The 24,237-nt window shown below is 71.6% G+C and carries 21 protein-coding genes; 12 read left to right on the forward strand and 9 right to left on the reverse strand.

Annotation, left to right across the window (positions count from 1 at the left end):
• Positions 1–49: 49 nt before the first annotated feature.
• Positions 50–2,110 carry an NAD(+) synthase gene (locus KUV85_RS06670; RefSeq protein ID WP_219962429.1) on the reverse strand — a complete coding sequence of 687 codons (2,061 nt, stop codon included), beginning with the start codon at positions 2,108–2,110 and terminating at the stop codon, positions 50–52.
• A gap of 168 nt (positions 2,111–2,278) precedes the next feature.
• Between KUV85_RS06670 and panB the strand changes: the two genes are divergently transcribed.
• A complete protein-coding gene (gene panB / locus KUV85_RS06675; protein ID WP_219962430.1) occupies positions 2,279–3,136 on the forward strand; it encodes a 3-methyl-2-oxobutanoate hydroxymethyltransferase in 858 nt (285 codons plus the stop codon).
• 5 nt (positions 3,137–3,141) lie between these two features.
• Here the strand turns inward: panB and KUV85_RS06680 are convergent, their stop codons facing one another.
• Positions 3,142–4,356 carry a PucR family transcriptional regulator gene (locus KUV85_RS06680; protein WP_219962431.1) on the reverse strand — a complete coding sequence of 405 codons (1,215 nt, stop codon included), beginning with the start codon at positions 4,354–4,356 and terminating at the stop codon, positions 3,142–3,144.
• Positions 4,357–4,526: 170 nt separating this feature from the next.
• On the opposite strand from KUV85_RS06680, the gene KUV85_RS06685 reads away from it, so the two are divergent.
• Together KUV85_RS06685 and KUV85_RS06690 are read left to right on the forward strand one after the other, a co-directional pair.
• Positions 4,527–6,119, forward strand: a complete 1,593-nt coding sequence (locus KUV85_RS06685) for a GMC family oxidoreductase (RefSeq protein ID WP_219962432.1) — start codon at positions 4,527–4,529, stop codon at positions 6,117–6,119.
• A complete protein-coding gene (locus KUV85_RS06690; protein ID WP_219962433.1) occupies positions 6,116–7,831 on the forward strand; it encodes an aldehyde dehydrogenase family protein in 1,716 nt (571 codons plus the stop codon). Before KUV85_RS06685 ends, KUV85_RS06690 begins: the two co-directional genes overlap by 4 nt.
• 61 nt (positions 7,832–7,892) lie before the next feature.
• Here the strand turns inward: KUV85_RS06690 and KUV85_RS06695 are convergent, their stop codons facing one another.
• From KUV85_RS06695 to KUV85_RS06710, 4 genes are all read right to left on the reverse strand, one after another.
• The gene (locus KUV85_RS06695; RefSeq protein WP_219962434.1) at positions 7,893–8,540 is read right to left on the reverse strand and encodes a thymidine kinase; all 648 of its coding nucleotides are present in this window, start codon (positions 8,538–8,540) and stop codon (positions 7,893–7,895) included.
• 63 nt (positions 8,541–8,603) lie between these two features.
• Complete coding sequence (locus KUV85_RS06700) at positions 8,604–9,746, reverse strand: alkaline phosphatase family protein (protein ID WP_219962435.1); 1,143 nt, start codon at positions 9,744–9,746, stop codon at positions 8,604–8,606.
• Complete coding sequence (locus KUV85_RS06705; RefSeq protein ID WP_219962436.1) at positions 9,743–10,330, reverse strand: DUF5998 family protein; 588 nt, start codon at positions 10,328–10,330, stop codon at positions 9,743–9,745. Before KUV85_RS06705 ends, KUV85_RS06700 begins: the two co-directional genes overlap by 4 nt.
• A 12-nt stretch (positions 10,331–10,342) precedes the next feature.
• Positions 10,343–13,057, reverse strand: coding sequence for a bifunctional GNAT family N-acetyltransferase/acetate--CoA ligase family protein (locus KUV85_RS06710; protein ID WP_219962437.1), 2,715 nt, complete (start codon positions 13,055–13,057; stop codon positions 10,343–10,345).
• A 79-nt stretch (positions 13,058–13,136) separates the two neighbouring features.
• On the opposite strand from KUV85_RS06710, the gene KUV85_RS06715 reads away from it, so the two are divergent.
• From KUV85_RS06715 to KUV85_RS06730, 4 genes are all read left to right on the forward strand, one after another.
• The gene (locus KUV85_RS06715; protein ID WP_219962438.1) at positions 13,137–15,632 is read left to right on the forward strand and encodes a DNA gyrase/topoisomerase IV subunit A; all 2,496 of its coding nucleotides are present in this window, start codon (positions 13,137–13,139) and stop codon (positions 15,630–15,632) included.
• Between the two features lie 17 nt (positions 15,633–15,649).
• Positions 15,650–16,375 carry an LppX_LprAFG lipoprotein gene (locus tag KUV85_RS06720; RefSeq protein WP_219962439.1) on the forward strand — a complete coding sequence of 242 codons (726 nt, stop codon included), beginning with the start codon at positions 15,650–15,652 and terminating at the stop codon, positions 16,373–16,375.
• Positions 16,376–16,383: 8 nt separating this feature from the next.
• Complete coding sequence (locus KUV85_RS06725) at positions 16,384–18,132, forward strand: MFS transporter (RefSeq protein ID WP_219962440.1); 1,749 nt, start codon at positions 16,384–16,386, stop codon at positions 18,130–18,132.
• A gap of 80 nt (positions 18,133–18,212) precedes the next feature.
• Positions 18,213–18,707 carry a beta-class carbonic anhydrase gene (locus KUV85_RS06730; protein WP_219962441.1) on the forward strand — a complete coding sequence of 165 codons (495 nt, stop codon included), beginning with the start codon at positions 18,213–18,215 and terminating at the stop codon, positions 18,705–18,707.
• Positions 18,708–18,714: 7 nt separating this feature from the next.
• On the opposite strand, the gene KUV85_RS06735 is transcribed toward KUV85_RS06730, so the two are convergent.
• The 3 genes from KUV85_RS06735 to KUV85_RS06745 are packed head-to-tail and all read right to left on the reverse strand — an operon-like array spanning position 18,715 to position 21,553.
• Positions 18,715–19,089: a hypothetical protein gene (locus KUV85_RS06735; protein WP_219962442.1), complete on the reverse strand. Its 375-nt coding sequence runs from the start codon at positions 19,087–19,089 to the stop codon at positions 18,715–18,717.
• A 2-nt stretch (positions 19,090–19,091) separates the two neighbouring features.
• Complete coding sequence (locus KUV85_RS06740) at positions 19,092–19,388, reverse strand: SelT/SelW/SelH family protein (RefSeq protein ID WP_219962443.1); 297 nt, start codon at positions 19,386–19,388, stop codon at positions 19,092–19,094.
• Positions 19,385–21,553, reverse strand: coding sequence for a DNA gyrase/topoisomerase IV subunit B (locus KUV85_RS06745; RefSeq protein WP_219962444.1), 2,169 nt, complete (start codon positions 21,551–21,553; stop codon positions 19,385–19,387). The genes KUV85_RS06740 and KUV85_RS06745 overlap by 4 nt, the downstream gene beginning before the upstream one ends.
• A 235-nt stretch (positions 21,554–21,788) precedes the next feature.
• Between KUV85_RS06745 and KUV85_RS06750 the strand changes: the two genes are divergently transcribed.
• The 5 genes from KUV85_RS06750 (at position 21,789) to KUV85_RS06770 (ending at position 24,213) form a co-directional block, all read left to right on the forward strand.
• On the forward strand, positions 21,789–21,995 hold the full coding sequence (locus KUV85_RS06750; protein WP_219962445.1) for a DUF7455 domain-containing protein: 207 nt from the start codon (positions 21,789–21,791) through the stop codon (positions 21,993–21,995).
• Between the two features lie 118 nt (positions 21,996–22,113).
• On the forward strand, positions 22,114–22,950 hold the full coding sequence (locus KUV85_RS06755; RefSeq protein WP_219962446.1) for a DMT family transporter: 837 nt from the start codon (positions 22,114–22,116) through the stop codon (positions 22,948–22,950).
• 401 nt (positions 22,951–23,351) lie between these two features.
• Positions 23,352–23,657, forward strand: a complete 306-nt coding sequence (locus KUV85_RS06760) for a hypothetical protein (protein WP_219962447.1) — start codon at positions 23,352–23,354, stop codon at positions 23,655–23,657.
• Complete coding sequence (locus tag KUV85_RS06765; protein WP_219962448.1) at positions 23,654–23,899, forward strand: hypothetical protein; 246 nt, start codon at positions 23,654–23,656, stop codon at positions 23,897–23,899. Before KUV85_RS06760 ends, KUV85_RS06765 begins: the two co-directional genes overlap by 4 nt.
• Complete coding sequence (locus tag KUV85_RS06770; protein ID WP_219962449.1) at positions 23,896–24,213, forward strand: DUF6907 domain-containing protein; 318 nt, start codon at positions 23,896–23,898, stop codon at positions 24,211–24,213. Before KUV85_RS06765 ends, KUV85_RS06770 begins: the two co-directional genes overlap by 4 nt.
• Positions 24,214–24,237 lie beyond the last annotated feature (24 nt).

Raw genomic sequence — 24,237 nt, forward strand, 5'->3', positions numbered from 1 at the left:
TCGCCAATGAAGGTATCACCTTCACTTGACCAGAAGGAAGTCCATCGCTTCACTCGTCGGGGACGTTGTCGAGGTCGGCCAGCCACGCGGTCGCCGCCGCGTCGGAGGGCATGCGCCAGTCGCCCCGGGGCGACATCGTCCCGCCGGGGCTCACCTTCGGACCGTTGGGCAACGCCGACCGCTTGAACTGGGAGGAGAAGAAGCGCCGCAGGAACACCGCGAGCCACCGCCGGATCGTGGCCAGCTCGTAGGCCGGTCGGTGGTCCTCGGGATGGCCGGGTGGCCACTCCCCCTGCGTGGCGTCGCGCCACGCGTGCCAGGCCAGGAACGCGACCCGCGACGGCATCGCCCCGTGCCGCACCGTGTGGAAGAGATGGAAGTCCTGCAGTGCGTAGGGCCCGATCGCGGCCTCGGTGGACTGCGGCCGCTCGCCCGCCGCGGTCGGCACGAGCTCGGGGGTGATCTCCTGGTCCAGGATCTCCTGCAGCACCAGGTCGGTGTCCCGGTCGTAGCTGCCACCGTGGAGCTGGCCGGTGTCGATCACCCAGCGGATGAGGTGCTGGATCAGCGTCTTGGGCACCCCAGCGTTGACGTTGTAGTGCGACATCTGGTCACCGACGCCGTAGGTGCACCAGCCCAGCGCCAGCTCGGAGAGGTCACCGGTGCCGAGCACGATGCCGCCGCGGTGGTTGGCGAGCCGGAAGAGGTAGTCGGTGCGGAGCCCGGCCTGCACGTTCTCGAAGGTGACGTCGTAGACCGGTTCGCCCCCGTGGAAAGGGTGGTCGAGGTCGGCCAGCATCTGCCGCGCCGCCGGGGTGATGTCGAGCTCGGCGAAGGTGCAGCCCAGCGCCGTCGCCAGCCGCGTGGCGTAGGACTTCGTCGTGTCACCGGTCGCGAACCCCGGCATCGTGAAGGCGTGGATGTCGCTGCGGGGACGCCCCATGCGGTCCATCGCCCGCGCCGCGACGATCAGGGCGTGGGTGGAGTCCAGCCCGCCGCTGACGCCGATGACGACGACCGGGTCGCCGATCGCCCGCAGGCGCCGCTCCAGGCCGGTGACCTGGATGTTGTAGGCCTCGTAGCAGTCCTGCGCGAGCCGCTCGGGGTCGTCGGGCACGAACGGGTAGCGGTCGACCTTGCGCCGCAGTCCGATGTCACCGATCGGCGGCGTGAGGTCGAAGGCGATCGTGCGGAACGGCGTACCGGCGCCACGACCGGAGACACTGCGGCGGTTGTCGTCGAAGGTGCCCTGGCGCAGCCGCTCGGCGCGGATCCGCGCCAGGTCCACGTCGACGACCGTACGCCGCGCCTCGGTCGGGAAGCGCTCGCTCTCGCCCAGCAGCTCGCCGCACTCGTAGACCATGGTCTGGCCGTCCCAGGACAGGTCGGTGGTCGACTCCCCCGCCCCGGCCGCGGCGTAGAGGTACGCCGCGTTGCAACGGGCGCTCGCACTGCGGGCGTGCAGGTGGCGGTCCTCGGCGCGCGCGATGGTGATCGGGCTGGCCGAGAGGTTGGCGAGCACCGTGGCCCCGGCCAGCGCCGCCTCGGCGCTGGGTGGCACCGGCACCCACAGGTCCTCGCACACCTCCACGTGCAGGTCCAGGCCCGGCAGGTCGGCGGCACTGAAGATGAGGTCCGGCCCGAGCGGCACGTCCTCCCCGGCCAGGCGGACGTGCTGCCCGGCGAGGTCGTCGCCGGGCGCGAACCAGCGGCGCTCGTAGAACTCGCGGTAGGTCGGCAGGTGGGACTTGGGCGCCACGCCGAGCACCCGTCCGCCGTGCACCACCACGCCGCAGTTGAGGACGCGGTTGCGGTGGACGATCGGCGCTCCGACGACCAGCACCGGGCGCAGGTCCGCCGAGGCGACGGCGAGGTCGACGATCGCGTCCTCGACCGCGCGCAGCAGGGCGTCGGAGAGGAACAGGTCGTCCACGGCGTACCCGCTCAGGCCGAGCTCGGGGAACACCGCCACCGCCACGCCCTCGTCGTGGCAGGCGCGGGCCTGCTCGAGGACGTGCTGGACGTTCGTCGCGGGGTCCGCGAGCGCGACCGGCACGGTGCAGGCGGCCACCCGGGCGAATCCCTGGTCGTAGGCGGAGTAGAAGTCCACGCGGTGAGTCTAGGAGTCCTCACGCCTCCCGCGTCGAGTGTGCGCGCTCGGTGGCGTGAGGAGGCTCACGCCCACGCGACCCGCCGCGCGGACTAGCCTCGGGGGGTCCGTGCACATGTCCGTGGACTCCCCCGGCGGAGCCGCGAGTCGAGAGAGACGGAGGCCGCCATGGCCGAGGAGACCGCGCCGTACGGCGCCGGAGCAGCGAAGCCGACCGAGCCCGCGAAGCCGGTGGCGAAGGTCCGCACCGCCCACCTGCGGGAGATGAAGGAGCGCGGCGAGCGCTTCTCGATGCTCACCGCGTACGACATGTACGCCGCCGCGACCTTCGACGAGGCGGGCATCGACGTCCTCCTCGTGGGTGACAGCGCGTCGAACAACGTCTACGGGCACGCGACCTCGCTGCCGGTGACCGTGGACGAGCTGCTGCCGCTGACCCGTGCGGTCGCCGGCGCGGCCTCGCGCGCGCTGGTGGTGGGCGACCTGCCCTTCGGCTCCTACCAGGCCTCGCCCGAGCAGGGCTACCTGACGGCGGCGCGCTTCATGAAGGAGGGCCTCGCCCACGCGGTCAAGCTCGAGGGCGGCGCGGAGATGGCGCCCCAGATCGAGCGGATGACCTCTGGAGGCATTCCGGTGATGGCCCACATCGGCTTCACGCCGCAGGCCGAGCACGCGCTCGGCGGCTACCGCGTGCAGGGCCGTGGCGAGACGGCGGACCGCATCCTCGCCGACGCCCACGCGGTGCAGGAGGCCGGCGCGTTCGCCGTGGTGATGGAGATGGTGCCCGGCGACGTCGCCGCCCGCGTCACCGAGGAGCTGGCCATCCCCACGATCGGCATCGGCGCCGGCGTGGAGTGCGACGGCCAGGTGCTGGTGTGGCAGGACGCCTTCGGCCTCCGCACCGGGCGGATGCCGCGCTTCGTCAAGCAGTACGCCGACCTGCACGGAGTGCTCCTCGAGGCGGCCCGCGCCTACGACGCCGACGTCAAGGGCGGCACGTTCCCGGGGGCCGACCACACCTTCTGAGGCGTTCAGCCCAGCGCGTCGAGGCCGTGCCAGGCGAGCCATGCCAGCGCGATCTCGAGCTGCGCGGGCCTGTCACCGATGCGGCGCCCGAGCGCACTCTCGGCCTTGCCGATGCGGTAACGGACGGTGTTGGGATGGATGAAGTGCGTCCGGGCGGTCGACTCGACGTCCTGCCCGTTGCGCAGGTGCGTCAGCACGGTGGCACGCACCGCCTCGTCGCCGCGGCGTACGCCGGTCAGCCCGGCGATCTCCCGGCGCACCATCTCCTTGGTCAGCTCGCCCTCCCCCACCAGGGCGAGCAGCTCGAGGTCGGCGTAGCGCTGGGCGGGCTCCTGCCCGGCCAGTGCCAGGCGGTGCGCGGCGCGGGCCTGCAGGTGGGTGGTGCGGAACCCGGCGACACCGTGCGCGGGCCTGCCCCAGGCGACGCGGAGTCCCCGCGCCTCGAGCGTGGGCGCAGCGGCCTCGGGGATCACCGGCTCCGTCACCGTCGAGACCCAGCCCCAGACCTCGCGACTGCCGGCGAGGGTCGTCAGGGGCCGGCCGAGGTCGAGCTCGTCGCACATCCGGGCGGCGGTGTCCGAGAGCGCGAGCTGCTCCTGGGACGAGGACTCGGCCGCCCAGAGCACGAAGGCGGTGTGCCACCGGTCCAGCGGCTGCCCCAGCGCCTGCTCGGCGCCGGGGCCGGGGTCGGTCCCGGCGATCAACGCCTCGATGGTCTCCTCGCGTCGGGCGAGTGCGCCCTCCTGCAGCCGGTCGACCTCGGCGGTGAAGTCGTCGATGAGGTCCTCGACGGAGTCGTCGATCCAGCGGGCGGCGCGGTTCCACAGGTGGACCAGGACCTCGTCGCGCGGCAGGCCTTCCGGCAGCGCGTCGGCGTGGGTGCGCTCGGTGAGGTGCCGGAACACGCCCATGTTGGCGACGCGGTAGATCTTGAGCAGCACGTTGATGTCCAGGTGCCGACGCGCGATCGACTGCGACAGCGCCACCGCCGCCGGCGGCAGGGCGAGCCGGTAGTCGTCGGCGAGCGTCACCAGGAAGTTGCGCCAGTGGGCGCGCGTGGAGGCGTGGAGCTCCTCGACCAGGACCCGGTCCGCGGCCACCTCCGGCACGGCGTCGAGGATCTCGGCGTCGATCTCGTCGACGAACTGCTCGACCGATGCCGGCTGCAGCGCCTCCTCGGTGAAGTCGCTCAGCCATGCGGCCAGCTCCGACTGCGCCACGGCTCCTCCCCGGGTTGTGTTGCCCCACAGGCCCTGCGGCCCCGTCCCCCGAGCGACCGGCGCGCCGTTGTGGCAGCAGACAAGCACGCTAGCGAGGTGTGGAGCACGTCACAAGCAGCCGCGCTGTGGTGCGTGTCACGGTGGAAGCCGTCGAGGAGAGGACGCATCGCATGAGCGAGACCTACGACTACATCGTGGTCGGCAGCGGATCGGGCGGCGCCGTGGTGGCGGGCCGCCTCAGCGAGGACCCGGGCGTGAGCGTGCTCGTGCTCGAGGCCGGCGGCCGGAGCCGCCCGCACATGAACGTGCAGGTCCCCGCGGCGTTCGCCAAGCAGTTCAAGACCGACCTGGACTGGGAGTTCTACACCGAGCCCGAGCCGCACCTCGACGGTCGCGAGATCTACCAGCCGCGCGGCAAGATGCTCGGCGGCTGCAGCGGCATGAACGCCCAGATGTGGGTGCGCGGCAACCGGTCCGACTACGACAACTGGGCCAAGGCCGGGGCCACCGGCTGGTCCTACGACGAGGTCCTCCCCCTCTACAAGCGCGCCGAGCACCACGTGCTCGGCCCCGACGAGCACCACGGCGGGTCGGGCCCGCTGCACATCGAGTACCACCGTTCGCTCAACCCCGCGAGCGAGCAGCTGCTCGACGGCATGGTCGAGACCGGGCTGGAGCGCATCGACAACTACAACGGCGAGCGCCAGGAGGGCGTCGCGGAGTACCAGGTGACCCAGAAGTCCGGCCAGCGCTGGACGACCTACGACGGCTACCTCCGCCCGCACCGCAAGCGGCCCAACCTGACCATCCGCACCGGCGCGTTCGTACGCCGCGTCCTGCTCGCCGGGGACGTCGCCACCGGCGTGGAGGTCGAGATCGACGGGACGACCCGGACGGTGCACGCCGCCAAGGAGGTGATCCTCGCCGCCGGTGCCTACCAGACGCCGCAGCTGCTGATGCTCTCCGGCATCGGCCCGGCCGACCACCTGCGCGAGCACGGCATCGAGGTGGTCGTGGACAACGACCACGTCGGCGCCCACCTGATGGACCACCCGCTCTACTGCGTGAACTACGAGACCAGCGCCACCGGCACCCTCTTCGAGGCGGAGAAGCCGAAGTCGCTGCTGCAGTACCTCACCACGCGCAAGGGCCTGCTGACCTCCAACGTCGGCGAGGTCGGCGGCTTCTTCCACACCCGCGACGGCGACGAGGCGCCGTACATGCAACTGATCGCCGGCCCGGTCTACTTCTGGCAGGGCGGCACCGTCGCCTACGAGGAGAGCCCCGTGGTGTGCATCGGGCTCTCCATGGTGGGCGCGGAGAGCGAGGGTCGGGTCTCGCTGGCCAGCGCCGATCCGCACGACAAGCCGAAGGTGCGGCACAACTACTTCGCCGAGCGCTCCGACATGGACGCCATGGTCACCGGCATCGAGCGGGCTCGGGAGGTCTTCGCGACCAACGCGGTCAAGGGCTCGATCGGCAAGGAGGTGCACCCGGGGCCGGGAGTCGGCGCCGGGCGCGACGAGGTCGAGGCCGAGATCCGCCGCAACGTCACCCACACCTTCCACCCCTCCTGCACGGCGCGGATGGGGACCGAGGACGACGGTGTCCTCGGGGCCGACCTCCGGGTCCACGGAGTGCGGGGCCTGCGCGTCGTGGACGCCTCCGCGATGCCGCGCATCACCCACGGCAACACCCACGCCCCCACCGTCCTCATCGGCGAGAAGGCTGCCGACATGATCCGCACCGGGAGCCGCGCATGAGCACCGACAACCGTGACCGCGCCGAGCGGATCGTCACCCGCGCGCGGGAGGGCGAACAGGCCTGGGGGCGGCTCGGCGTCGCCGAGCGCCGGGCGATGCTGCAGCGCTTCGTCGGGCTCACCCGCGCCCGCGCCGCCGAGTGGGTCGAGATCGCCGCCCGCATCAAGGGGCTGGCGGCCGACTCGCCACTGCTCGGTGAGGAGTGGATGTCCGGGCCGTGGGCCACGGTCCACTACGCCCAGCACCTGAGCGAGACCCTCGAGCGGATGGAGCGGGGTCGCGGTCCCACCGACGGCTTCGACGTCCGCGACGTGCCCGGCGACCGGGTGGCCGTCGAGGTGCTCCCCCACTCCACGTGGGACCGCCTGCTGCTGTCGGGCTTCTCCGCCGAGGTGTGGTGCGAGCCCGGCGTCACCGAGGACGACGTACGCCGCCACGCCGGTCTGGGCAGCGCGGAGCCGGAGAAGACGCGGGGCACCTGCCTGGTGCTCGGGGCGGGCAACATCTTCTCCATCGCGCCGCTGGACGCGCTCTACGTGCTGCACGCCGACAACCGGTCGGTCGCGCTCAAGCTCAACCCGATCACCGACGACCTGCTCGGTGTCCTCGAGACGATCTTCGCGCCCTACATCGAGGTCGGCGCGGTCCAGGTCTTCACCAGTGACGTCGAGCTCGGCGGGATCCTGGCCCAACACGAGGGCATCGACGCGGTCCACATGACCGGCTCGGAGCAGACGCACGACGCGATCGTGTGGGGGCCGGGTGAGGAGGGGGACGCCAACAAGTCGGCCGGCACGCCCCGCCTGACCAAGCCGATCTCCAGCGAGCTCGGCGGTGTCTCACCGGTGATCGTGGTGCCCGGTGAGTGGTCACGCCGCGACCTGGAGTTCCAGGCCCAGCACGTGGCCACCCAGCGGCTGCACAACTCCGGGGCCAACTGCGTCGCCTCGCAGGTCGTCGTGGTCAGCGAGGACTGGCCGCAGAAGAGGGAGTTCCTGGCGGCGCTGCGCCGTGCGCTGGCCGATGCCCCGGCGCGACCGGCGTGGTACCCCGGCATGGCCGACCGCGCGGAGGCCGCCCGGTCGACGTACGCCGGCCGCACGCAGGCGGTCGGCGGGACGCCCGAGCGCACGCTGCTGACCGGCCTCGACCTCACCGATGCCACCGAGAGCGCCTTCAGCCAGGAGTACTTCGGTCCCGTGCTGGGTGTCGCCGAGGTCGCCGGGACCGGGGCGGACTTCCTCGCCGAGGCGATCGAGCACGCCAACCAGCGGCTGCGCGGCACGCTCGGCGCCAACGTCATCGTCCGGCCCGAGGACGAGCAGGCCATCGGCGCCGACCGCTTCGAGGAGCTGCTGGCCGACCTGCGCTACGGCACCGTCGCGGTGAACTGCTGGACCGCGGTGGGCTACCTCGCGCCGTACGCGACCTGGGGAGCCTTCCCCGGCCACCCGCTGGATGACGTGCAGTCCGGCCGGGGCGTGGTGCACAACGCGCTGCTGCTCGCCGACGCCGAGCGCACCGTCGTCCGCGGCCCGTTCCGCCCCTACCCGCGCTCGGTGCTGCACCGCGAGATGTCGTTGACGCCGAACCCGCCGTGGTTCGTCGACAACAAGACTGCCGCCACCACCGGCCGTCGCCTCGTCGACTTCGCCGCCGCCCCCGCCTGGCGCAAGCTCCCCGGGGTCTTCGCCTCGGCCCTGCGCGGCTGAGGCGATAGTCCCTGACAAAAAGCAGCCGAATCGGCCCGACCGAGGTGCTTTTCGTCAGGGACTATCCGAACGGGAGCGGCTCGGAGACGAGTGACACCGCCCGCGCGCGGGCGGCGGTCATGCCCCGCCGGTGGTGCTGGCGGCACAGCACCTCGTAGGAGACCTCGGTCTCCGCGGGCGCGGCGACGTCGCCGACGACGATGACCTCACCCTCGGTGATCATGACGCCGTTCTCGGTGCGGGCGTTGTGCGTGGCACGCTCCCCGCACCAGCACAGCGTCTGGACCTGGAGCACCTCGGTGCGGTCGGCGAGCTCGACCAGCCGGGCAGCCCCCGGGAAGAGCCGGGTGCGGAAGTCGGTGAGGATGCCGAAGCAGAACACGTCGATCTGCAGCTCGTCGACGACCTTGGCGAGGGCGTCGATCTGCTGCGGCTCGTAGAACTGCGCCTCGTCGCAGACGAAGTAGTCGATCCGGGCGCCGCGGGTGAGCGCGTCGACGGTGTAGCGCCAGAAGTCGAAGTCGGGCGCGACCTCGACCGCGGTGCGGGTGAGCCCGAGCCGGGAGGAGACCGTGGCGTCCCCGGCCCGGTCCTGGCAGGTGAAGAGCCGCCCGATCCGCCCGCGCGCGGCGTGGTTGTGGTCGGTCTGCAGCGCGAGGGTGGACTTCCCCGCATCCATCGTCCCGGTCCAGAAGGTCAGTTCCGCCACGCGGCCGATCCTGCCACGCGTACGACCGACCGGTGACCGGCAGGCGACGATGGCAGCGTCGGGTCAGTCGACCAGGACCGGGATGAGCATCTCCGCGGGAGTCAGCGAGCCGTGCATCCCGACCAGGTGGTGCTCGTAGGGGAAGGTGTCGCTGCACAGCACGGCGGTGTCCCCGCTGCAGGCCACGACCACGTCGCCGATGCGCGGCAGGACGGTGCTGTCGACGGCGCCGAACCAGCCGCGCCGGATCGCCTCGGGGCGCGTCAGGACCTCAGCCCGCTCCCCCAGCGTGGCGCGCCAGGCGGCGGCGACGTCCTCGACGGCACCGCCGCGGCAGTAGAGGTGGCGGAAGCGAGCCTCGCCGCCCACGAGGGCCACGCCGTCGGAGAGCTCGGGGTGGTCGGCCACGTCGACGCGGGAGCCGTCCGGCACGTCGACCATGCCGTGGTCGGCCACGACCACGAGGCGACGGTCCGCGGGCAGCGCCTCGCGGAGCTGCTCGGCCTCGGCGTCGATCATCGCCAGCTGCTGCAGCCACTGGCTCGACGCGACACCCCACCGGTGACCGGTCCAGTCCAGGTCACCGTCGTAGACATAGGTCAGCGACGGCCGCTCCGCCGACACCTGCGCCACGGCGGCGATCCGCTCACCGACCCGGTCGGCGCCGACGAAGGTGCCGCCGCGCTGGGAGGCGACCGTGAGGCCGCTGTGCTCGAACTTGCGCTCGCTGACCACGCTGACCTGCACGCCCGCGGCCTGCAGCGTCCCGAACGCCGTCGGGTGCGGCTGCCACTCCTGCGGGTCGACGTCGGCGTCCCACAGCAGCGCGTTGAGCAGTTCGTCGGTGCCGGGCACCCGCGAGGAGAACCCGACCAGCCCGTGTCCGCCGGGCGTCAGCGCCGTGCCGAGCGAGCTGAGGCTGGTGACGGTCGTGGACGGCACACCGGCGGTCGCCGGGGTCGAGGCCGCCAGCAGCGAGGAGAGGTACGGCGCGGCCGCGGCGTACCTCTCCAGCAGCCGGTGGCCGAGCCCGTCGACGAGGAACACCACGTAGGAGGCGGCCTCGGGCAGCTCCAGGCCGGTGGGCCAGGAGGCCATCGGACGGCCCAGTGCCCGCGCCACGGCGGGGACGACGTCCCCCAGCGACCGGTCGCCGTACGCCGGCTCGCACCAGTCGTGCGGGGGCGGCCCCGGCGGCGTGGTCATCCGTGGGTGCTCGCGGAGAGGGCGCCGGCGAAGGCGAGCAGTCCGTCGACGGCGTCGGGCCCGTCGGCGGCGGCGGAGACCCGCAGCGAGAAGTCGTCCGAGCTCAGCACGCCGGTGTAGCCGTGGTCGGCCTCGCACTGCGGATCACTGCAGGCGGCGGGCTCGAGCTCGACCCGGCCGACACCACCCCAGCCGATGGTCACCAACGCCTCGGCGGGCGGCTTCGGTCCGCCGCTGGGGTCGGTGCTCATCCGGGTGATGACCACCGACTTCACCGAGTCCAGGCTGACCGCCTCGGTGGTGGTGGAGGTGTAGGGCTCGGGCAGCAGGTCGTCGCCGGCGTGCTCGTCGGTGTGGGCGAAGAGGAGCCGGCTGGGGGTGAGCACCAGCACGCTCTGGTGGCGGCGCACCTCGTCGCGGTCGAAGGTCGGCTCGTGGTGGACGTAGTAGGACACCACGGCCTCGCCGGCCAACGACTCGTCGACCGCCTCCGCCACGACCTCCGGGTAGAACCCGGTGCGGTCCAGCGCCTTGCGCAGCGACCCCGCACGGTCGCGACCGATGCCCCTGTCACGCACAGCCATGCCCCGATCCTGTCACTGCGGCAGCGTCGCGGTGACGTCGGGCATCCGGCGCACGTGGGAGTCGGGCCGGGGGTCGGTCACCCGGGCCAGGGTCGCCGAGCCGGTCAGCACCTGCAGGCCCTCGACGCCGACCAGCACCAGTGAGAGGTCGAGCGCCTTGATCTGCGGCAGGTCGTCCTTCATCTCCGCCACCTGGGCGATGAGTGCCTCGATGGCGGCGACGTCGACGTGCTCGGCGCCGCGGTAGCCGAACAGCAGCGGCGAGCTCTTGATCTCGCGCACCATCGAGGAGAGGTCCTTCTGCCCCAGCGGCGGGATCCGGTAGGCGCGGTCGCCGAGCAGCTCGACGACGGGGCCGGAGACGCCGAAGGAGACGACGGGGCCGAAGAGGCTGTCCTCGAAGCACCGGATCGAGACCGGTACGCCGGGCGGTGCGGTCTGCTGGATGACGAACTCGGCCGGGGTGCCGCGCGGCACGACGAGGTTGAGGGACTGCCAGGCCTCCCCCATCTCGTGTTCGGTGTCGATGTTGCGCCACACGTGGGCCTGGTCGGGCCGGTCGCGCATCGACTCCTGGGTGGCCTTGAGCACGACGTCCCAGCCGAGCTCCTCGGCCCGCGAGACGGCCTCCTCGAGGCTGCCGACGGCGTACTGCGGCCACAGCTCGATGTCGTAGGCCGCCAGCAGCTGGGTGAGCTGCTCGTCGTCGAGCTCGACCTCGTCGGCGGCGTCGAGGACCTTGTGCACCATGCTCTGCGCGCCGTGCACGTCGATGGGTCGCAGCTCCGGCGCGGTGCCCTCCGGCTCGCGGAGCCAGAGGGCGTACTCCACCACGCGCGCGAGCGCGCGGACGGCGCCCTCCACGGCCGGGTAGGACGGGACCGAGCCGCGGCCCGCGGTCGATCCCGCGACGTCGGGGACCCGCAGCAGCTCGGGGATGCCGGCCGCGGCGAGGAAGGAGGAGACCAACGGCTTGTCGGACTGCTCCCCCACAGCCGCGAGCACGTTGGCGACCTCCTCGCCGGAGACGTTGAGCGGCGGGATGTAGACCGCGACCACCGAGTCGACCTCGGGGTCGTCGATGGCCTCGTCGAGGGCGTCCTCGAAGTCGTCGGCGGTGGCATCGGCACCGAGGGCCGCGGTGTGGGTCACGGTGAGGCCGATCGCGGAGGCGGCGTCGCCGGCGAGGAGGCCGAGCGCGTCGGAGTTGCCGACGATGGCCACCTTGGCGCCGCGCGGCAGCGGCTGGTGGGCCAGGAGCTGCGCGACGTCGAACATCTCCTCGAGGGTGTCGACCTGGATGATGCCGGCCTGCCGGAACATCGCGTCGACGGCCGCCGAGGGGGCGTCGATGCGGCGCACGCTGTGGCCCATCGGCACGCCCTGGGTGGTGCGACCGGAGCGGACCGCGACGATCGGCTTGCGCGTGGAGACCCGGCGGGCGATGCGGGAGAACTTGCGCGGGTTGCCGATGGACTCCAGGTACATCATGACGACCTCGGTGGCGTCGTCCTCCTCCCAGTACTGCAGGAGGTCGTTGCCGGAGACGTCGGCGCGGTTGCCGGCGCTGACGAAGGTGGAGATGCCCAGGCCGCGGTTGCGCACCGTCTCCAGGATCGCCGACCCCAGCGCACCGGACTGGCAGAAGAACCCGGCACGGCCGCGGGCCGGCATCACCGAGGACAGCGAGGCGTTGACCTGCACCTCGGGGTCGGTGTTGATGATGCCCAGGCAGTTGGGTCCGATCAGGCGCAGCCCGTAGGAGCGCGACAGCCCGGCCAGGTGCCGCTGCCGCCCGCGCCCCTCCTCCCCGGTCTCGGCGAAGCCCGACGAGATCACGACCATGCCGTGCACGCCCTTGGCGGCGCAGTCGAGCACCACGTCGTTGACCTTGTCGGCGGGCACGGCGACGATCGCCACGTCGACGTCGTCGGGGATGTCGCTGACCGTGTCGTACGCCGGCATGCCCGACACCGCGGCGGCGGTCGGGTTGACGACGTACACCCGGCCGGTGAAGTCGGCGGTGACGAGGTTGTGCACCAGCAGCCGACCGATCGTGTCCTGGCGACGGCTGGCACCGATGATCGCCACCGAGCGCGGGTGGAAGAACCGGTGGATGGAGACCGCCTCGGCGCGGTGCTCCCGGTTGTGCATCACCCCGATGGCGGTGTCGGTGGCGTCGATCGGGAAGTCGAGGGTGATGACGCCGTCGGAGTAGCCACTGACGGTGCGGAAGCCGGCGTCGCGGAAGGTCTGGATCATCCGGGTGTTGTCGGGCAGCACCTCGGCGGTGAAGCGCTCGATGCCGTTCTCCCGTGCCGCCTGGGCGAGGTGCTCGAGGAGCAGCTGGCCGATGCCGCGACCCTGGTGCTCGTCCTCGACGAGGAAGGCGACCTCGGCCTCGTGGTCGGCGACCGGCTCGTAGCGTCCGACCGCGATCATCTGCTGCGAGACCGTCATCACCAGCGCGACCCGCGTGGTGTGGTCCACGTGGGTGAACCGGTGCACCTCGCGGTCGGAGAGCCGTGGCATCGGGCTGAAGAACCGGTAGTACTTCGACTGGTCCGAGACGCGGGAGTAGAAGTCCTCCAGCAGCTCGGCGTCATCGGCGTTGATGGGCCGGATGTGGGCGGTGCGTCCGTCGCGCAGGATGACGTCGGCGGCCCAGTGCTTCGGGGGGACCGGGATCTCGTCGGTGGAGATGGCGTCCTGCTTGTCGCGACTCACAGGGAAAATCTACAGGCAGGCACCCCCGGCGGGCGTGCCGAGCGCGGGCCCGTCGGCGCCGCGGTGAACAATGGCGCCCATGGCACGTCGTAGCACGAAGCAAGTGGAGCCCGAGGACTTCGAGGAGCACATCCTCGACACCGACATCCGGGACGAGATGGAGTCCTCGTTCCTCGAGTACGCCTACTCGGTCATCTACTCCCGGGCCCTGCCCGACGCCCGCGACGGCCTCAAGCCGGTGCAGCGGCGGATCCTGCACACCATGACCGACATGAACCTCCGCCCCGACCGCGGCCACGTGAAGTCGGCCCGTGTCGTCGGTGAGGTCATGGGTCGCCTCCACCCCCACGGCGACGGCGCCATCTACGACGCCCTGGTCCGCATCGCGCAGTCCTGGTCGGTCCGGCTCCCCCTGGTCGACGGCCACGGCAACTTCGGATCTCCTGACGACCCTCCGGCGGCCATGCGCTACACCGAGTGCCGGATGGCGCCCGCGGCGATGGCGATGACCGACTCCATCGACGAGGACACCGTCGAGTTCCGGGCCAACTACGACAGCCGCGAGTTCGAGCCGTCGGTGCTGCCCGCGGCGATCCCGAACCTGCTGGTCAACGGCACGACCGGCATCGCGGTCGGCATGGCAACCAACTGTGCGCCCCACAACCTGGTCGAGGTCGTCCAGGCGCTGCGCCACCTGATCAAGCACCCCGGCACCGGCGTCGAGGGCCTGATGCGGTTCATCCCCGGGCCCGACCTGCCCACCGGCGGCAAGATCGTGGGACTGGACGGCATCCGCGACGCCTACGAGACCGGCAAGGGCAGCTTCAAGATGCGCGCGACCGCGCGGGTGGAGCCCGTCGGACGCCGCAAGGCCATCGTGGTCACCGAGCTCCCCTACGGCGTGGGTACCGAGAAGGTCATCGAGCGCATCAAGACCCTGGTGCAGAACAAGAAGCTCCAGGGCATCGCCGACGTCAAGGACCTCACGGACCGCGAGCACGGCCTGCGGCTGCAGATCATCGTCAAGAACGGTTTCGTCCCCGAGGCGCTGCTCGAGCAGCTCTACAAGCAGACACCGATGGAGGACAGCTTCGGCATCAACAACGTCGCGCTGGTCGACGGCCAGCCCAAGACGCTGACGCTGAAGCAGATGCTGGAGGTCTTCCTCGACCACCGCTACGACGTCGTACGCCGCCGCTCCCGCTACCGCCTCGGCAAGCGCACCGACCGGCTCCACCTCGTCGAGGGGCTGCTGCTGGCGCTGCTGGACATCGACGAGGTGATCCAGGTGATCCGCTCCAGCGAGGACGCGGCGACCGCACGCCAGCGGCTGATGGAGGTCTTCGACCTCAGCGAGCGGCAGGCCGACTACATCCTGGAGATGCAGCTGCGCCGGCTGACCAAGTTCTCCCGGCTGGAGCTGGAGAAGGAGCAGGAGGACCTCCAGCGCGAGATCGAGGAGCTCGAGGCGATCCTGGCCGACGACGAGCTGCTGAAGAGGACGGTCTCCGACGAGCTCGCCGAGGTCGCCAAGACCTACGGCGACGCCCGCCGCACGGTCCTGCTGGAGACCGCCGGCAGCCAGGCCGTGCAGGCGGCGGCCGCTCCGCTGGAGGTCCCCGACGACCCGTGCTTCGCACTGCTGGGCGCGACCGGCCTCCTGGCCCGGACCGCGGACGGCGAGGAGGTCGGCGCCGGCGGCGCCCGCGCCAACCACGACGTGGTCGTCTCCGCGGTGCCGACCACGGCTCGCGGCGAGGTGGGCGTCCTCACCTCGACGGGACGACTGGTGCGGCTGTCGGTGCTCGAGCTGCCCGCCATCCCGGCCTCGGCCAACGAGCCCAACCTGCAGGGCGGCGTACCGCTGACCGAGGTGCTCTCGCTGGAGTCCGACGAACGCCCACTGGCGCTGTGCACCCTCGCCGAGGACGGCCCCGGACTGGCGCTCGGCACCCGCAACGGCATCGTCAAGCGGGTCCGGCCCGAGGTGCTGGGCAAGGACGACTGGGACGTCATCTCCCTCAAGGACGACGACGAGGTCGTCGGCGCGGTCCAGCTGAGGACCGGCTCGGAGGAGCTGTGTTTCATCACCGCCGACGCGCGCCTGCTGCACTTCCCCGCCGACGGCGTGCGTGCCCAGGGGCGCAGCGGTGGCGGCATCGCCGGCGTCCGCATCGGCGACGGCGAGCGGGTGGCCTGGTTCGGGACGGTCGCCACCGACGCCGACGGTGACGGCCCGGTCGTCGTGACCTCGTCGGGCTCGTCCTCCTCGCTGCCCGGCACCGAGGCCGGCGCGGTCAAGGTGACCCCCTTCTCGGAGTACCCCGCCAAGGGTCGCGGCACCGGCGGCGTCCGCTGCCACCGGTTCCTCAAGGGCGAGGACGCCCTCGTCTTCGCCTGGGCCGGCCCTGCTCCGGCACGCGCCACGGCCAGCAGCGGTGCCCCGGTCGACCTGCCCGCCGCCGAGGGGCGCCGCGACGGGTCCGGCGTGCCCGGCTCGCAGCCGATCATCGCCTGCGCCGGCCCGCTGTCCGCGAACCTGCCCGCGAGAACCGGCGACCGGGACTCCCAGTGATGTGCCAAGGTGTGAGCATGATGCTCCAGCGCTGGACCGCCGGCACGGTGGTCGGCCTCGTCTCAGTGTTCGGCCTCTCCGGCTGCGTCGGCGGAGGCGGTGACGGCGGCTCCTCGGAGTCCGGTGAGGACTGCGCGGCGCCCGAGGCGGCGATGGAGACCGCCAAGGGCGTCCTGGACGACACCTCGGGGGCGGAGTTCACGCTCGGCACCGACGACGAGGTCGACGGCACCGGCTTGGTCACGGCCGACCTCACGGTGGTGCGCCCCGACGCCTTCCGCGGCGACTTCACCGTGCAGACCCCGCTGGGCGCCGGCTCCGGCGAAGCCGTTGGCATCGGCGACACGCTGTGGGTCAAGGCCCCGCCGCTGTTCACGAACTGGACCACGGTCGACCCGAGCCAGTTCAACCTGCCCGACATCAACGGACTGCTCGCCGCCGACGGCCTGTCCACGCTGCTGGTCGGCACCGAGGAGCTCAGCGACGGCGAACTGCAGCGCGACGAGGGCGACGCGAGCCGCACGCTCTGCTACTACGACGGCACGGTGACCGCCGAGCAGGTCGGCGCCGTCATCCCCTCCGCCGGTGGCCAGGACTTCACCGTCGAGTACGCCGTGGACGGTGACGGTGCGCTGCGCAAGGCGACCGTGACCGGCGACGTCTACGACACCGGCACCGAGCTCACCTACGTGCTCGACGTGCCGGCGTACGACGTCGAGGCAGACATCCAGCCGCCCGTCTAGGGCCGGCCGTGACCTCCCCGACCGTCGCCGGCCCCGACCGGGGCTCCCGCGTCCTGCTCGCGCTGTGCGCGGCCGCGGTCGGCTTCGCCGCCATCGACACCTACGTGGTGGTGCTGGCGCTGCCCGACATGATGGCCTCGGCCCAGATCGAGGTGACCGAGCTGCAGCGCGCGGCACCCATCGTCTCGGGCTTCCTGCTGGGCTACGTCGCGATGCTGCCGCTGATCGGCCGCATCGCCGACCTCCGGGGCCAGGTGCCGGTGCTGGTCGCCTCGTTGGTGGTGTTCGCGGTCGGCTCGCTGCTGACGGCGGTCTCCTACGACCTGGCCACGATGGTTGCCGGTCGCTTCCTCCAGGGCGTCGGCGGAGGTGGCCTCGTGCCGGCGACGATGGCGCTGGTCGCGGCGCTCTACCCGGTCGAACGGCGCGGCATGCCGCTGGGGCTGGTCTCGGCGGTGCAGGAGTTCGGCGCGGTCCTCGGACCACTCTTCGGGGCGCTGGTGCTGACCTTCACCAGCTGGCACGGGATCTTTGCGATCAACCTGGCCGTCGGCCTGCTGCTGGCCGCCGCCGTGCGGACGCTCGGCCGTCATCGCGGCGACCGCCCGACAGCGGTGGACCCACCGGACGGCCGCCGCTCGAGGCCCCTGCCCGACCTCCTCTCGATCGCCGCGCTCGCGACCACCGTCGTCGCGGGACTCGTGCTCTTCGTCGAGCCGATCGCGCTACGACGCAGCCTGCGCTGGGGCGAGCTCTTCGTCCCCTACGTCGAGACCGACAGCCGGTGGATCACGCCCATCGGCGCCATCACCGTCGGCGCGGGCCTGGTGCTGCTCGCCCGCAGCCTGCTCGCCGCCCGACCGCTGATCAACCTGCGCTCCGCGCTGCGGGCGATGGTCGAGGCCGACCTGCGGGGCGCCGTACTCCTCGCCGTGGCGCTGGGTGGCGTCGTGCTGGCCTTCGCCACCGCCGATCCCGAGGTGGCCGTGCTGCACGAGCAGGCCACGTGGTTCCTGCTCGTTTCGGCGGCCGCGGCGGTGGTGTTCGGCATCCACGTGTGGCGCACGCCCGCCCCCATCGTGCAGCCGCGCGACCTGTCGGCGGTCGCGGCCTGGGGATCGCTGGTGGTGAGCTTCCTGATCGGCTGGGCCCTCATCGCCGCACTGGTCGACATCCCCCTCTTCGCCCGCACCACCACCCAACGCGAGTCACAGCTCGGCGCGGCCCTGATCCTGCTGCGCTTCCTCGCCGCCCTGCCGATCGGGGCCGTGATCGGCGGCTGGCTGCTGCGCCGACTGCCGGCGGGCCCGATCGCCGCGGTGGGCCTGCTCGCCGGTGCCGTCGGCTTCTGGTGGATGGCGCAGTGGGACGAGACGGCCCTGGAGTCGGCCGTGTCCAACGTGCCGCTGGTCGTCGCCGGGCTCGGCTTCGGCGTCGCGCTGGCCCCGGTCAACGCAGCCATGCTCGCCACCACCCGCCACCACGTCCACGGCCTCGCGAGCGCACTCGTGGTGGTCGCACGCATGGTCGGCATGCTGGTGGGGATCTCGGTGCTCACCACGTGGGGCCTCAACCGCTTCTACGAGGCCCAGCGCGCCGACCCGAGCCTGTCGCCGGTCGAGCTGGCCATCGTGCAGGAGCAGACCGTCTTCTACGGCGCCGCCGCCACGGCCGCGTTGGCCGCTCTCGCCGCGCTGGTGCTCTTCCGCGGGGCCCCGACCCGCGGCGTACGCACCGCGGACGCGCTGCGCATGTGATCGTCACAAGCGAATTCGTCGTCGCCCACCCTCGGAGACCGCAAGAACGCTTGTTGCGATGGACCGCTTAACCTGACCCCATGAGCAACTTCGACGACCTGCTGAGCGCGAACCAGACCTTCGCGGAGGAGTTCGACCGCAGCGGCCTGCCCGGCGCGGCCGCCGCCCGGGTCGGCATGGTGACCTGCATGGACTCCCGCATCGACCCGCTGGCGATGGTCGGGCTCGGCATCGGCGACGCGAAGATCGTGCGCAACCCCGGCGGCCGCGTCACCGACGCCGCCCTTGAGGCGATGGTGCTCGGCGTCCACCTGCTCGGCGTCGAGCGGATCATGGTCGTCCCCCACACCCGCTGCGCCGTCGCGAGCAACACCGAGGCCGAGCTGCGGCAGAAGCTCGCCGACGCCTCGGGGCAGGACGTCTCCGACGTGCCGCTGCCCGTCACCGACGACCAGGACGCCGCGCTCGCCGACGACGTACGCCGCCTGCGCGAGCACCCGCTCGTCCCCGACTCGGTGAGCGTGGCCGGGTTCCTCTACGACGTCGACACCGGGACGCTGACCCAGAAGGTCTGAGCGAGGCTCAGAGCAGCTCGCGCAGCGCCGCGTCGACCAGCGGGTCGGGGAACTCCCCCAGCCGCTCGCCGAGCGTGGCGAGGTCGCCGATGCCGCCGACCAGGTCCAGCACCTGCTCGGTGGCGGCGACCGGGTCCTCACCGAGCGGGAACTCCGCGAGCAGCGGACAGTCGACCGCGCCGCCCTCGGGCTCCGGCGGCAGCGCCGGCACCCAGCACCCCACCTCCAGGCGCAGCGGCGCCTGCGGCCCCACGCCCTCGGCGAGTGCGTCGAGGTACCACCACAGGTCGCCGACCCCCCAGCGGAGATGACCGCGTCGCGACTTCGCGCCGCGCGCCTTGATCGCCTTGCCGACGGCGGTCCGCGCCTTGCCCACGTCCATGATCAGTCCGCGGCGCGGTCCAGGTGCCCCAGCGACCGCTCGGGCGCGACGTGGTCGCGCACGCGCCGCTTGAGCTCGCCGATGTCGGGGAACCCACCGTCTCGCTTGCGGTTCCACACCACCGTGCCGTCGACGACGACGCGGAAAACGCCCTGGTCACGCTCGTCGGTGCCCGGCCGCAGCGCCACCTCGCCGACCTCCTCGGCGAAGGTCTGCAGCAGCTCGCCGGCGTACCACTGCGCCCGCAGCAGCCACTGGCACCGCACGCAGTAGGTGATCTCCACGCGGGCGCCGCTCATGCGTCGAGCGCCTCCATGTCGACCTCGTAGGCACCTTGGACGATGAAGTCCTTGCGCGGGGCGACCTCGGAGCCCATCAGCAGCTCGAAGACGTTCGTGGCGGCCTCGGCGTCGTCGACGGTGAGGCGCCGCAGCGTGCGGTGGCGCGGGTCCATGGTGGTCTCGGCCAGCTGGTCGGCATCCATCTCGCCCAGGCCCTTGTAGCGCTGGACCGGCTCCTTCCAGCGCACGGATCGTTTCTTCAGCTCGGCGAGCTTGCGCTGCAGCTCGTCGTCGGAATAGGTGTAGACGTACTTGTCCATTCCCTTCTTCGGGTTGGACAGCTCGATGCGGTGCAGCGGCGGCACGGCGGTGTAGACGCGACCGGCGGCGACCATCTCGGGCATGTACTTGAAGAACAGCGTCGCCAGCAGGCACCGGATGTGCGCGCCGTCGGAGTCGGCGTCGGCCATGAAGATGATCCGGCCGTAGCGGGCGGCGTCGATGTCGAAGGTGCGCCCCGAGCCCGCGCCCACGACCTGGATGATCGAGGAGCACTCGGCGTTCTTGAGCATGTCGCCCATCGAGGCCTTCTGCACGTTCAGGATCTTGCCGCGGATGGGCAGCAGCGCCTGGAACTCCGAGTTGCGGGCCGCCTTGGCCGTGCCCATCGCCGAGTCGCCCTCGACGATGAACAGCTCGGACCTCTCCATGTCGTTGCTGCGGCAGTCCTTGAGCTTCTCCGGCAGCGAGGAGGACTCCAGCGCGTTCTTGCGGCGCTGGTTCTCCTTCTGCTGGCGCAGCGTGAGCCGCGTCTTGGAGGCCGAGACGACCTTCTCCATCAGCCGCTTGGCCTGCGCCTTCTCCGCACGCTTGGTGGAGGTGAGGAACTTCTTCAGCTCCTCCGACACGACCTTGCGTACGCCGGTGCGCACCTGGGGCGTGCCGAGGATCTCCTTGGTCTGCCCCTCGAACTGCGGCTCGGCCAGCCGCACCGTCACCACGGCCGTCAGGCCCTCGAGGATGTCGTCCTTGACCACGTCGGCGTCGTTGACCTTGAGCGCCTTGCTCGCACGCATCGCCTCGTTGAAGGTCTTGGTCAGTGCTGCCTCGAACCCCTGCACGTGCGTGCCGCCCTTGGGCGTGGCGATCACGTTGACGAAGGACCGGTTCTCGGCCTCGTAGCCGGTGTCCCAGCGCAGCGCGATGTCGACGGTCAGGTCGCGCTCGACCTCCTGGGGCGTCATGTGGCCCTGGTCGTCGAGCAGCGGCACGGTCTCGGTGAACTTGCTCTCGCCCTGGATCCGCAGCACGTCGGTGACCGGCTCGCCGTGGCTCAGCGCCTCGGCCATCTCGGCGATGCCGCCGTCGTGGCGGATCTTCTCCTCGAAGAGCTCCGGGCCGCGCAGGTCGCGCACGACCAGCTCCAGTCCCGGGACGATGTACGCCGTCTGGCGGGCGCGCTGCACCAGCCCGTCGATCTCGAACCTCGCGTCGCGGGTGAAGATCTGCCGGTCCGGCCAGAACCGGATCCGGGTGCCGGACTTGGTCTTCGCGACCCGCTTGCCGGTGCGGGTGAGCCCCGACTTGGCCTCGAAGCCGGCCGTGGGGCCCTCGCCGTCGAAGATGCCCGGCACGCCGCGCTGGAACGAGAGACCCTTCTGCGAGGGCGAGCGGTCGATGTCGATGTCCATCCGCGAGGAGAGTGCGTTGACCACTGACAGGCCGACACCGTGCAGGCCGCCGGTGGCGACGTACGAGCCGCCGCCGAACTTGCCGCCGGCGTGCAGCTTGGTCGCCACGACCTCCACGCCCGGCAGCCCGGTCTTGGGCTCCTTGTCGGTGGGGATGCCGCGGCCGTCGTCGTGCACCTCGACCGAGTCGTCCTCGTGGAGCGTCACCTCGACGCGGTGGGCGTAGCCGGCCAGCGCCTCGTCGACACCGTTGTCGATGATCTCCCACAGGCAGTGCATGAGACCGCGGGTGTCGGTGGAGCCGATGTACATGCCGGGCCGCTTGCGGACGGCCTCGAGGCCCTCCAGCACGAGCAGGTGGGCGGCGTCGTAGGTGTGGTCGGCGATGATCGGCTCCTGGGTGGTGCATGAGTGATGCGAACGTGCGTGTCCGAATCTACCTGCGACACGCCGGGGCTCGTCGCAGGCACACCACGTGACCGGGGCCACCATGACCGGACCGGCTCGGGCCGTGCAGGACAGCGACACACGACAGCGGGAACAACTTCACATCACGGTGGTGTTTCGCCGCGTGGAAAAGCCGTCAACGGCCCCCAGGGGCGTGGTTTGATGGACATGCCGAACACCACAGGCGTCCGGGAATCATTTGCACCGGCCGCTACGTTGTACCGGCACCGACCGATGGAAAGAGGCAGATGTGACGACCACAGTCGCTCCCAACGCCCCGATGACCGCTGAGCACCGCTGCGACCGGTGCGGCGCCCAGGCCTACATCCGCGTGGAGCTCTCCACCGGTGGCGAGCTGTTGTTCTGCGCCCACCACGGCCGCGAGCACGACGCCAAGATCCGCGAGGTAGCGGTGCACGTCCAGGACGAGACCGACAAGCTCGACGAGACCCCGGCGATCGCGCCGGAGGGCGAGCACGGCGCCTGAGCGCCGGGTCGGCGTGCGGCGCCGCGCTGCGCCAGTCACCACGCTGACCCACTGATCTTCCAGGGATGGCCCCGGGCACGGCCCGGGGCCATCGCCGTCTGCAGCGAAGGAGTGGGACGTGTCACTGCTGGGCGTGGGCTTCGCGCTGCTGGCGGGCATGGCCTACGGCGTCTCCGACTTCGTCGGCGGCGTCGCGTCGCGGCGTACGTCGCCCTGGCCGGTGACGCTCCTCTCCGCCGTCGGCGGCCTGGTCGGCGCCGTCGGGCTCGGCCTGTGGCGCCCCGGTGACCCGACCGCGGTCGACCTCGGCTGGGGCCTCGCAGCGGGCCTCGGCGGCGGACTCGGGGTGGCCTACCTCTACCGCGGCATGGCCGCCGGGCGGCTCGGCGTGGTCGGTCCGGTGTCGGCGGTCGGCGCCGCACTGCTGCCGGTGGCGGTCGGGTTCGCTCTCGGCGAACGGCCCCCGCTGCTCGCCTGGTGCGGCATCGTGCTGGCCCTGCCCGGCGTCTGGTTGGTGGCCCAGGAGCCCGGCGAGACCAAGCTGGCCGAAGGCCTGCGTGACGGCCTGCTGTCCGGTGCCGGCTTCGGCATCCTCTTCATCGGCTTGGGGCAGGTACCCGAGTCGGCCGGCTTCTGGCCGATCGCGACCTCCCAGACCGGCACCTTGGTGGCGGCCGTCGGCCTCGGGCTGGCGTACGCCGCCCCGCTGCGCCCGACGCACCGCGTGCACGCCTGGGGACTGGTCGCCGGGGCGCTGGGCACGGTCGCGATGCTGGGCTACACGCTCGCGGTGCAGACCGGCCTGCTGACCCTGGCCGCGGTCATGGTCGCGGCCCTCTACCCCGCCTTCACGGTGCTGCTGGCCCGCCTGGTGCTGCGCGAGCACGTCTGGCGCGCCCAGTGGGTCGGCCTCGGCATCTCCGCCGTCGCCGTCACCCTCGTCACCGTCGCCTGACCAACGAGCCACTCGTACTGACCGGCCGGGTCGGCTGGAGATCCACACCTTGCTGGTCGAGCCGGCCGAGCTCCGGCGAGGCCGTGTCGAGACCCCCGCAGCCGCTACGGCAGGCCTCGGCGTACCTCCGCGGGGCTCCTCGGCTCACTCCAACCTGCCCTCGGAGCCAGCGCTGCGGTGCCTCGCTCCGGCACACCTCGCTGGCGCTCGGCGTACCTCCGCGGGGGCTCCTCGGCTCACTCCAGGTAGTCGCGCACTAGGAACGAGTGAACGCTGTGCGGTTCAGCAAAGCCAGCGGACAGGTGGTGAGCGTCGTGGGGTGCAATACCTTGGATTGACGATTCCTGTGCCGAAACCTCACTCCAAGGTGTTCAGAACACTACCGATTGAGAGGACTCGGCATGACCGCAGCAACCGACAACCCCCTGCACCTCGAATGTCCGCCCTGGTGCGTTGACACCAGCGACGTGCACCGCGATCACGGCGACTGGGAAGCCTGCGACGGCGACGCCGGCCCAACGCTAGAACGCAGCCACATCGGACCCCGCTTTGGCCACCTCGGCTGCTTTGGGGCGACCGACGCCGTCACTGGCCAAGTCACGACCTGGATGGACGCCGATCAGCTCTCTCTCACGCTCGTCGGTGTTCGCGCCCTTGCCGAAGACGCGCAGCAGGCGGCCGAGTGGCTGGAGGCGATCCAGCGATGATCGACCGCGAAGTGAGTGCAGGCTGGCTGGCGGCGTGTCTTCTGTGGGTCGTGGTTGCGACCTTGGTGACCCTCGGCTGGGTGCTCGGCATGGAACACCTCGGCCAGGTCGGCGTCGCAGTTGCTGCCGTAGCGGCAACCGCGACGGTCCGGCACTACCTCGTGGAACAGAACCGCCACATCCGTCAGGCGTTCGAGCTTGGCCGCGAGAGTGCCACGCCGTTGCGACAGGCTCGGCGATGAGCGCCGCGCCCTACGTCGTTGCCACCACGACTCCCCCGGAGATCGTCTGTCCGGAGTGGTGCACGGTCTCCAAGGATGAGCACATCGCCGACCTGCGGAACCAGGAGGGCTTCGTCATCCACGCCAGCGACACGGCCGAGGTCGTGTGCGTCATGGCGGTGATGACGCCGGACGGCATGCCCGATCCGGACGGGGAGGCCACCGTTGAGTACGACGGTCGCGGCCTGGCGATCGCTCAGGCGCGGGAACTGGCTGCGGCGCTGCTCAAGGCAGCGGACACACTGGAGAGGACGACGACCCTACGCGGTCCGTGACAGACAGCACCGTCGCTCCCACCG

The sequence above is a fragment of the Nocardioides panacisoli genome (assembly GCF_019448235.1).
GTDB lineage: Bacteria > Actinomycetota > Actinomycetes > Propionibacteriales > Nocardioidaceae > Nocardioides > Nocardioides panacisoli_A.

What these genes read in the sequence shown, in the direction of transcription:
- panB (WP_219962430.1), top strand. Translation starts at nt 2,279, where the DNA reads ATGGCCGAGGAGACCGCGCCGTACGGCGCCGGAGCAGCGAAGCCGACC.
- KUV85_RS06685 (WP_219962432.1), top strand. Translation starts at nt 4,527, where the DNA reads ATGAGCGAGACCTACGACTACATCGTGGTCGGCAGCGGATCGGGCGGC.
- KUV85_RS06690 (WP_219962433.1), top strand. Translation starts at nt 6,116, where the DNA reads ATGAGCACCGACAACCGTGACCGCGCCGAGCGGATCGTCACCCGCGCG.
- KUV85_RS06700 (WP_219962435.1), bottom strand. Translation starts at nt 9,746, where the DNA reads ATGACCACGCCGCCGGGGCCGCCCCCGCACGACTGGTGCGAGCCGGCG.
- KUV85_RS06705 (WP_219962436.1), bottom strand. Translation starts at nt 10,330, where the DNA reads ATGGCTGTGCGTGACAGGGGCATCGGTCGCGACCGTGCGGGGTCGCTG.
- KUV85_RS06715 (WP_219962438.1), top strand. Translation starts at nt 13,137, where the DNA reads ATGGCACGTCGTAGCACGAAGCAAGTGGAGCCCGAGGACTTCGAGGAG.
- KUV85_RS06720 (WP_219962439.1), top strand. Translation starts at nt 15,650, where the DNA reads ATGATGCTCCAGCGCTGGACCGCCGGCACGGTGGTCGGCCTCGTCTCA.
- KUV85_RS06730 (WP_219962441.1), top strand. Translation starts at nt 18,213, where the DNA reads ATGAGCAACTTCGACGACCTGCTGAGCGCGAACCAGACCTTCGCGGAG.
- KUV85_RS06735 (WP_219962442.1), bottom strand. Translation starts at nt 19,089, where the DNA reads ATGGACGTGGGCAAGGCGCGGACCGCCGTCGGCAAGGCGATCAAGGCG.
- KUV85_RS06740 (WP_219962443.1), bottom strand. Translation starts at nt 19,388, where the DNA reads ATGAGCGGCGCCCGCGTGGAGATCACCTACTGCGTGCGGTGCCAGTGG.
- KUV85_RS06745 (WP_219962444.1), bottom strand. Translation starts at nt 21,553, where the DNA reads ATGGTGGCCCCGGTCACGTGGTGTGCCTGCGACGAGCCCCGGCGTGTC.
- KUV85_RS06750 (WP_219962445.1), top strand. Translation starts at nt 21,789, where the DNA reads ATGACCGCTGAGCACCGCTGCGACCGGTGCGGCGCCCAGGCCTACATC.
- KUV85_RS06760 (WP_219962447.1), top strand. Translation starts at nt 23,352, where the DNA reads ATGACCGCAGCAACCGACAACCCCCTGCACCTCGAATGTCCGCCCTGG.
- KUV85_RS06765 (WP_219962448.1), top strand. Translation starts at nt 23,654, where the DNA reads ATGATCGACCGCGAAGTGAGTGCAGGCTGGCTGGCGGCGTGTCTTCTG.
- KUV85_RS06770 (WP_219962449.1), top strand. Translation starts at nt 23,896, where the DNA reads ATGAGCGCCGCGCCCTACGTCGTTGCCACCACGACTCCCCCGGAGATC.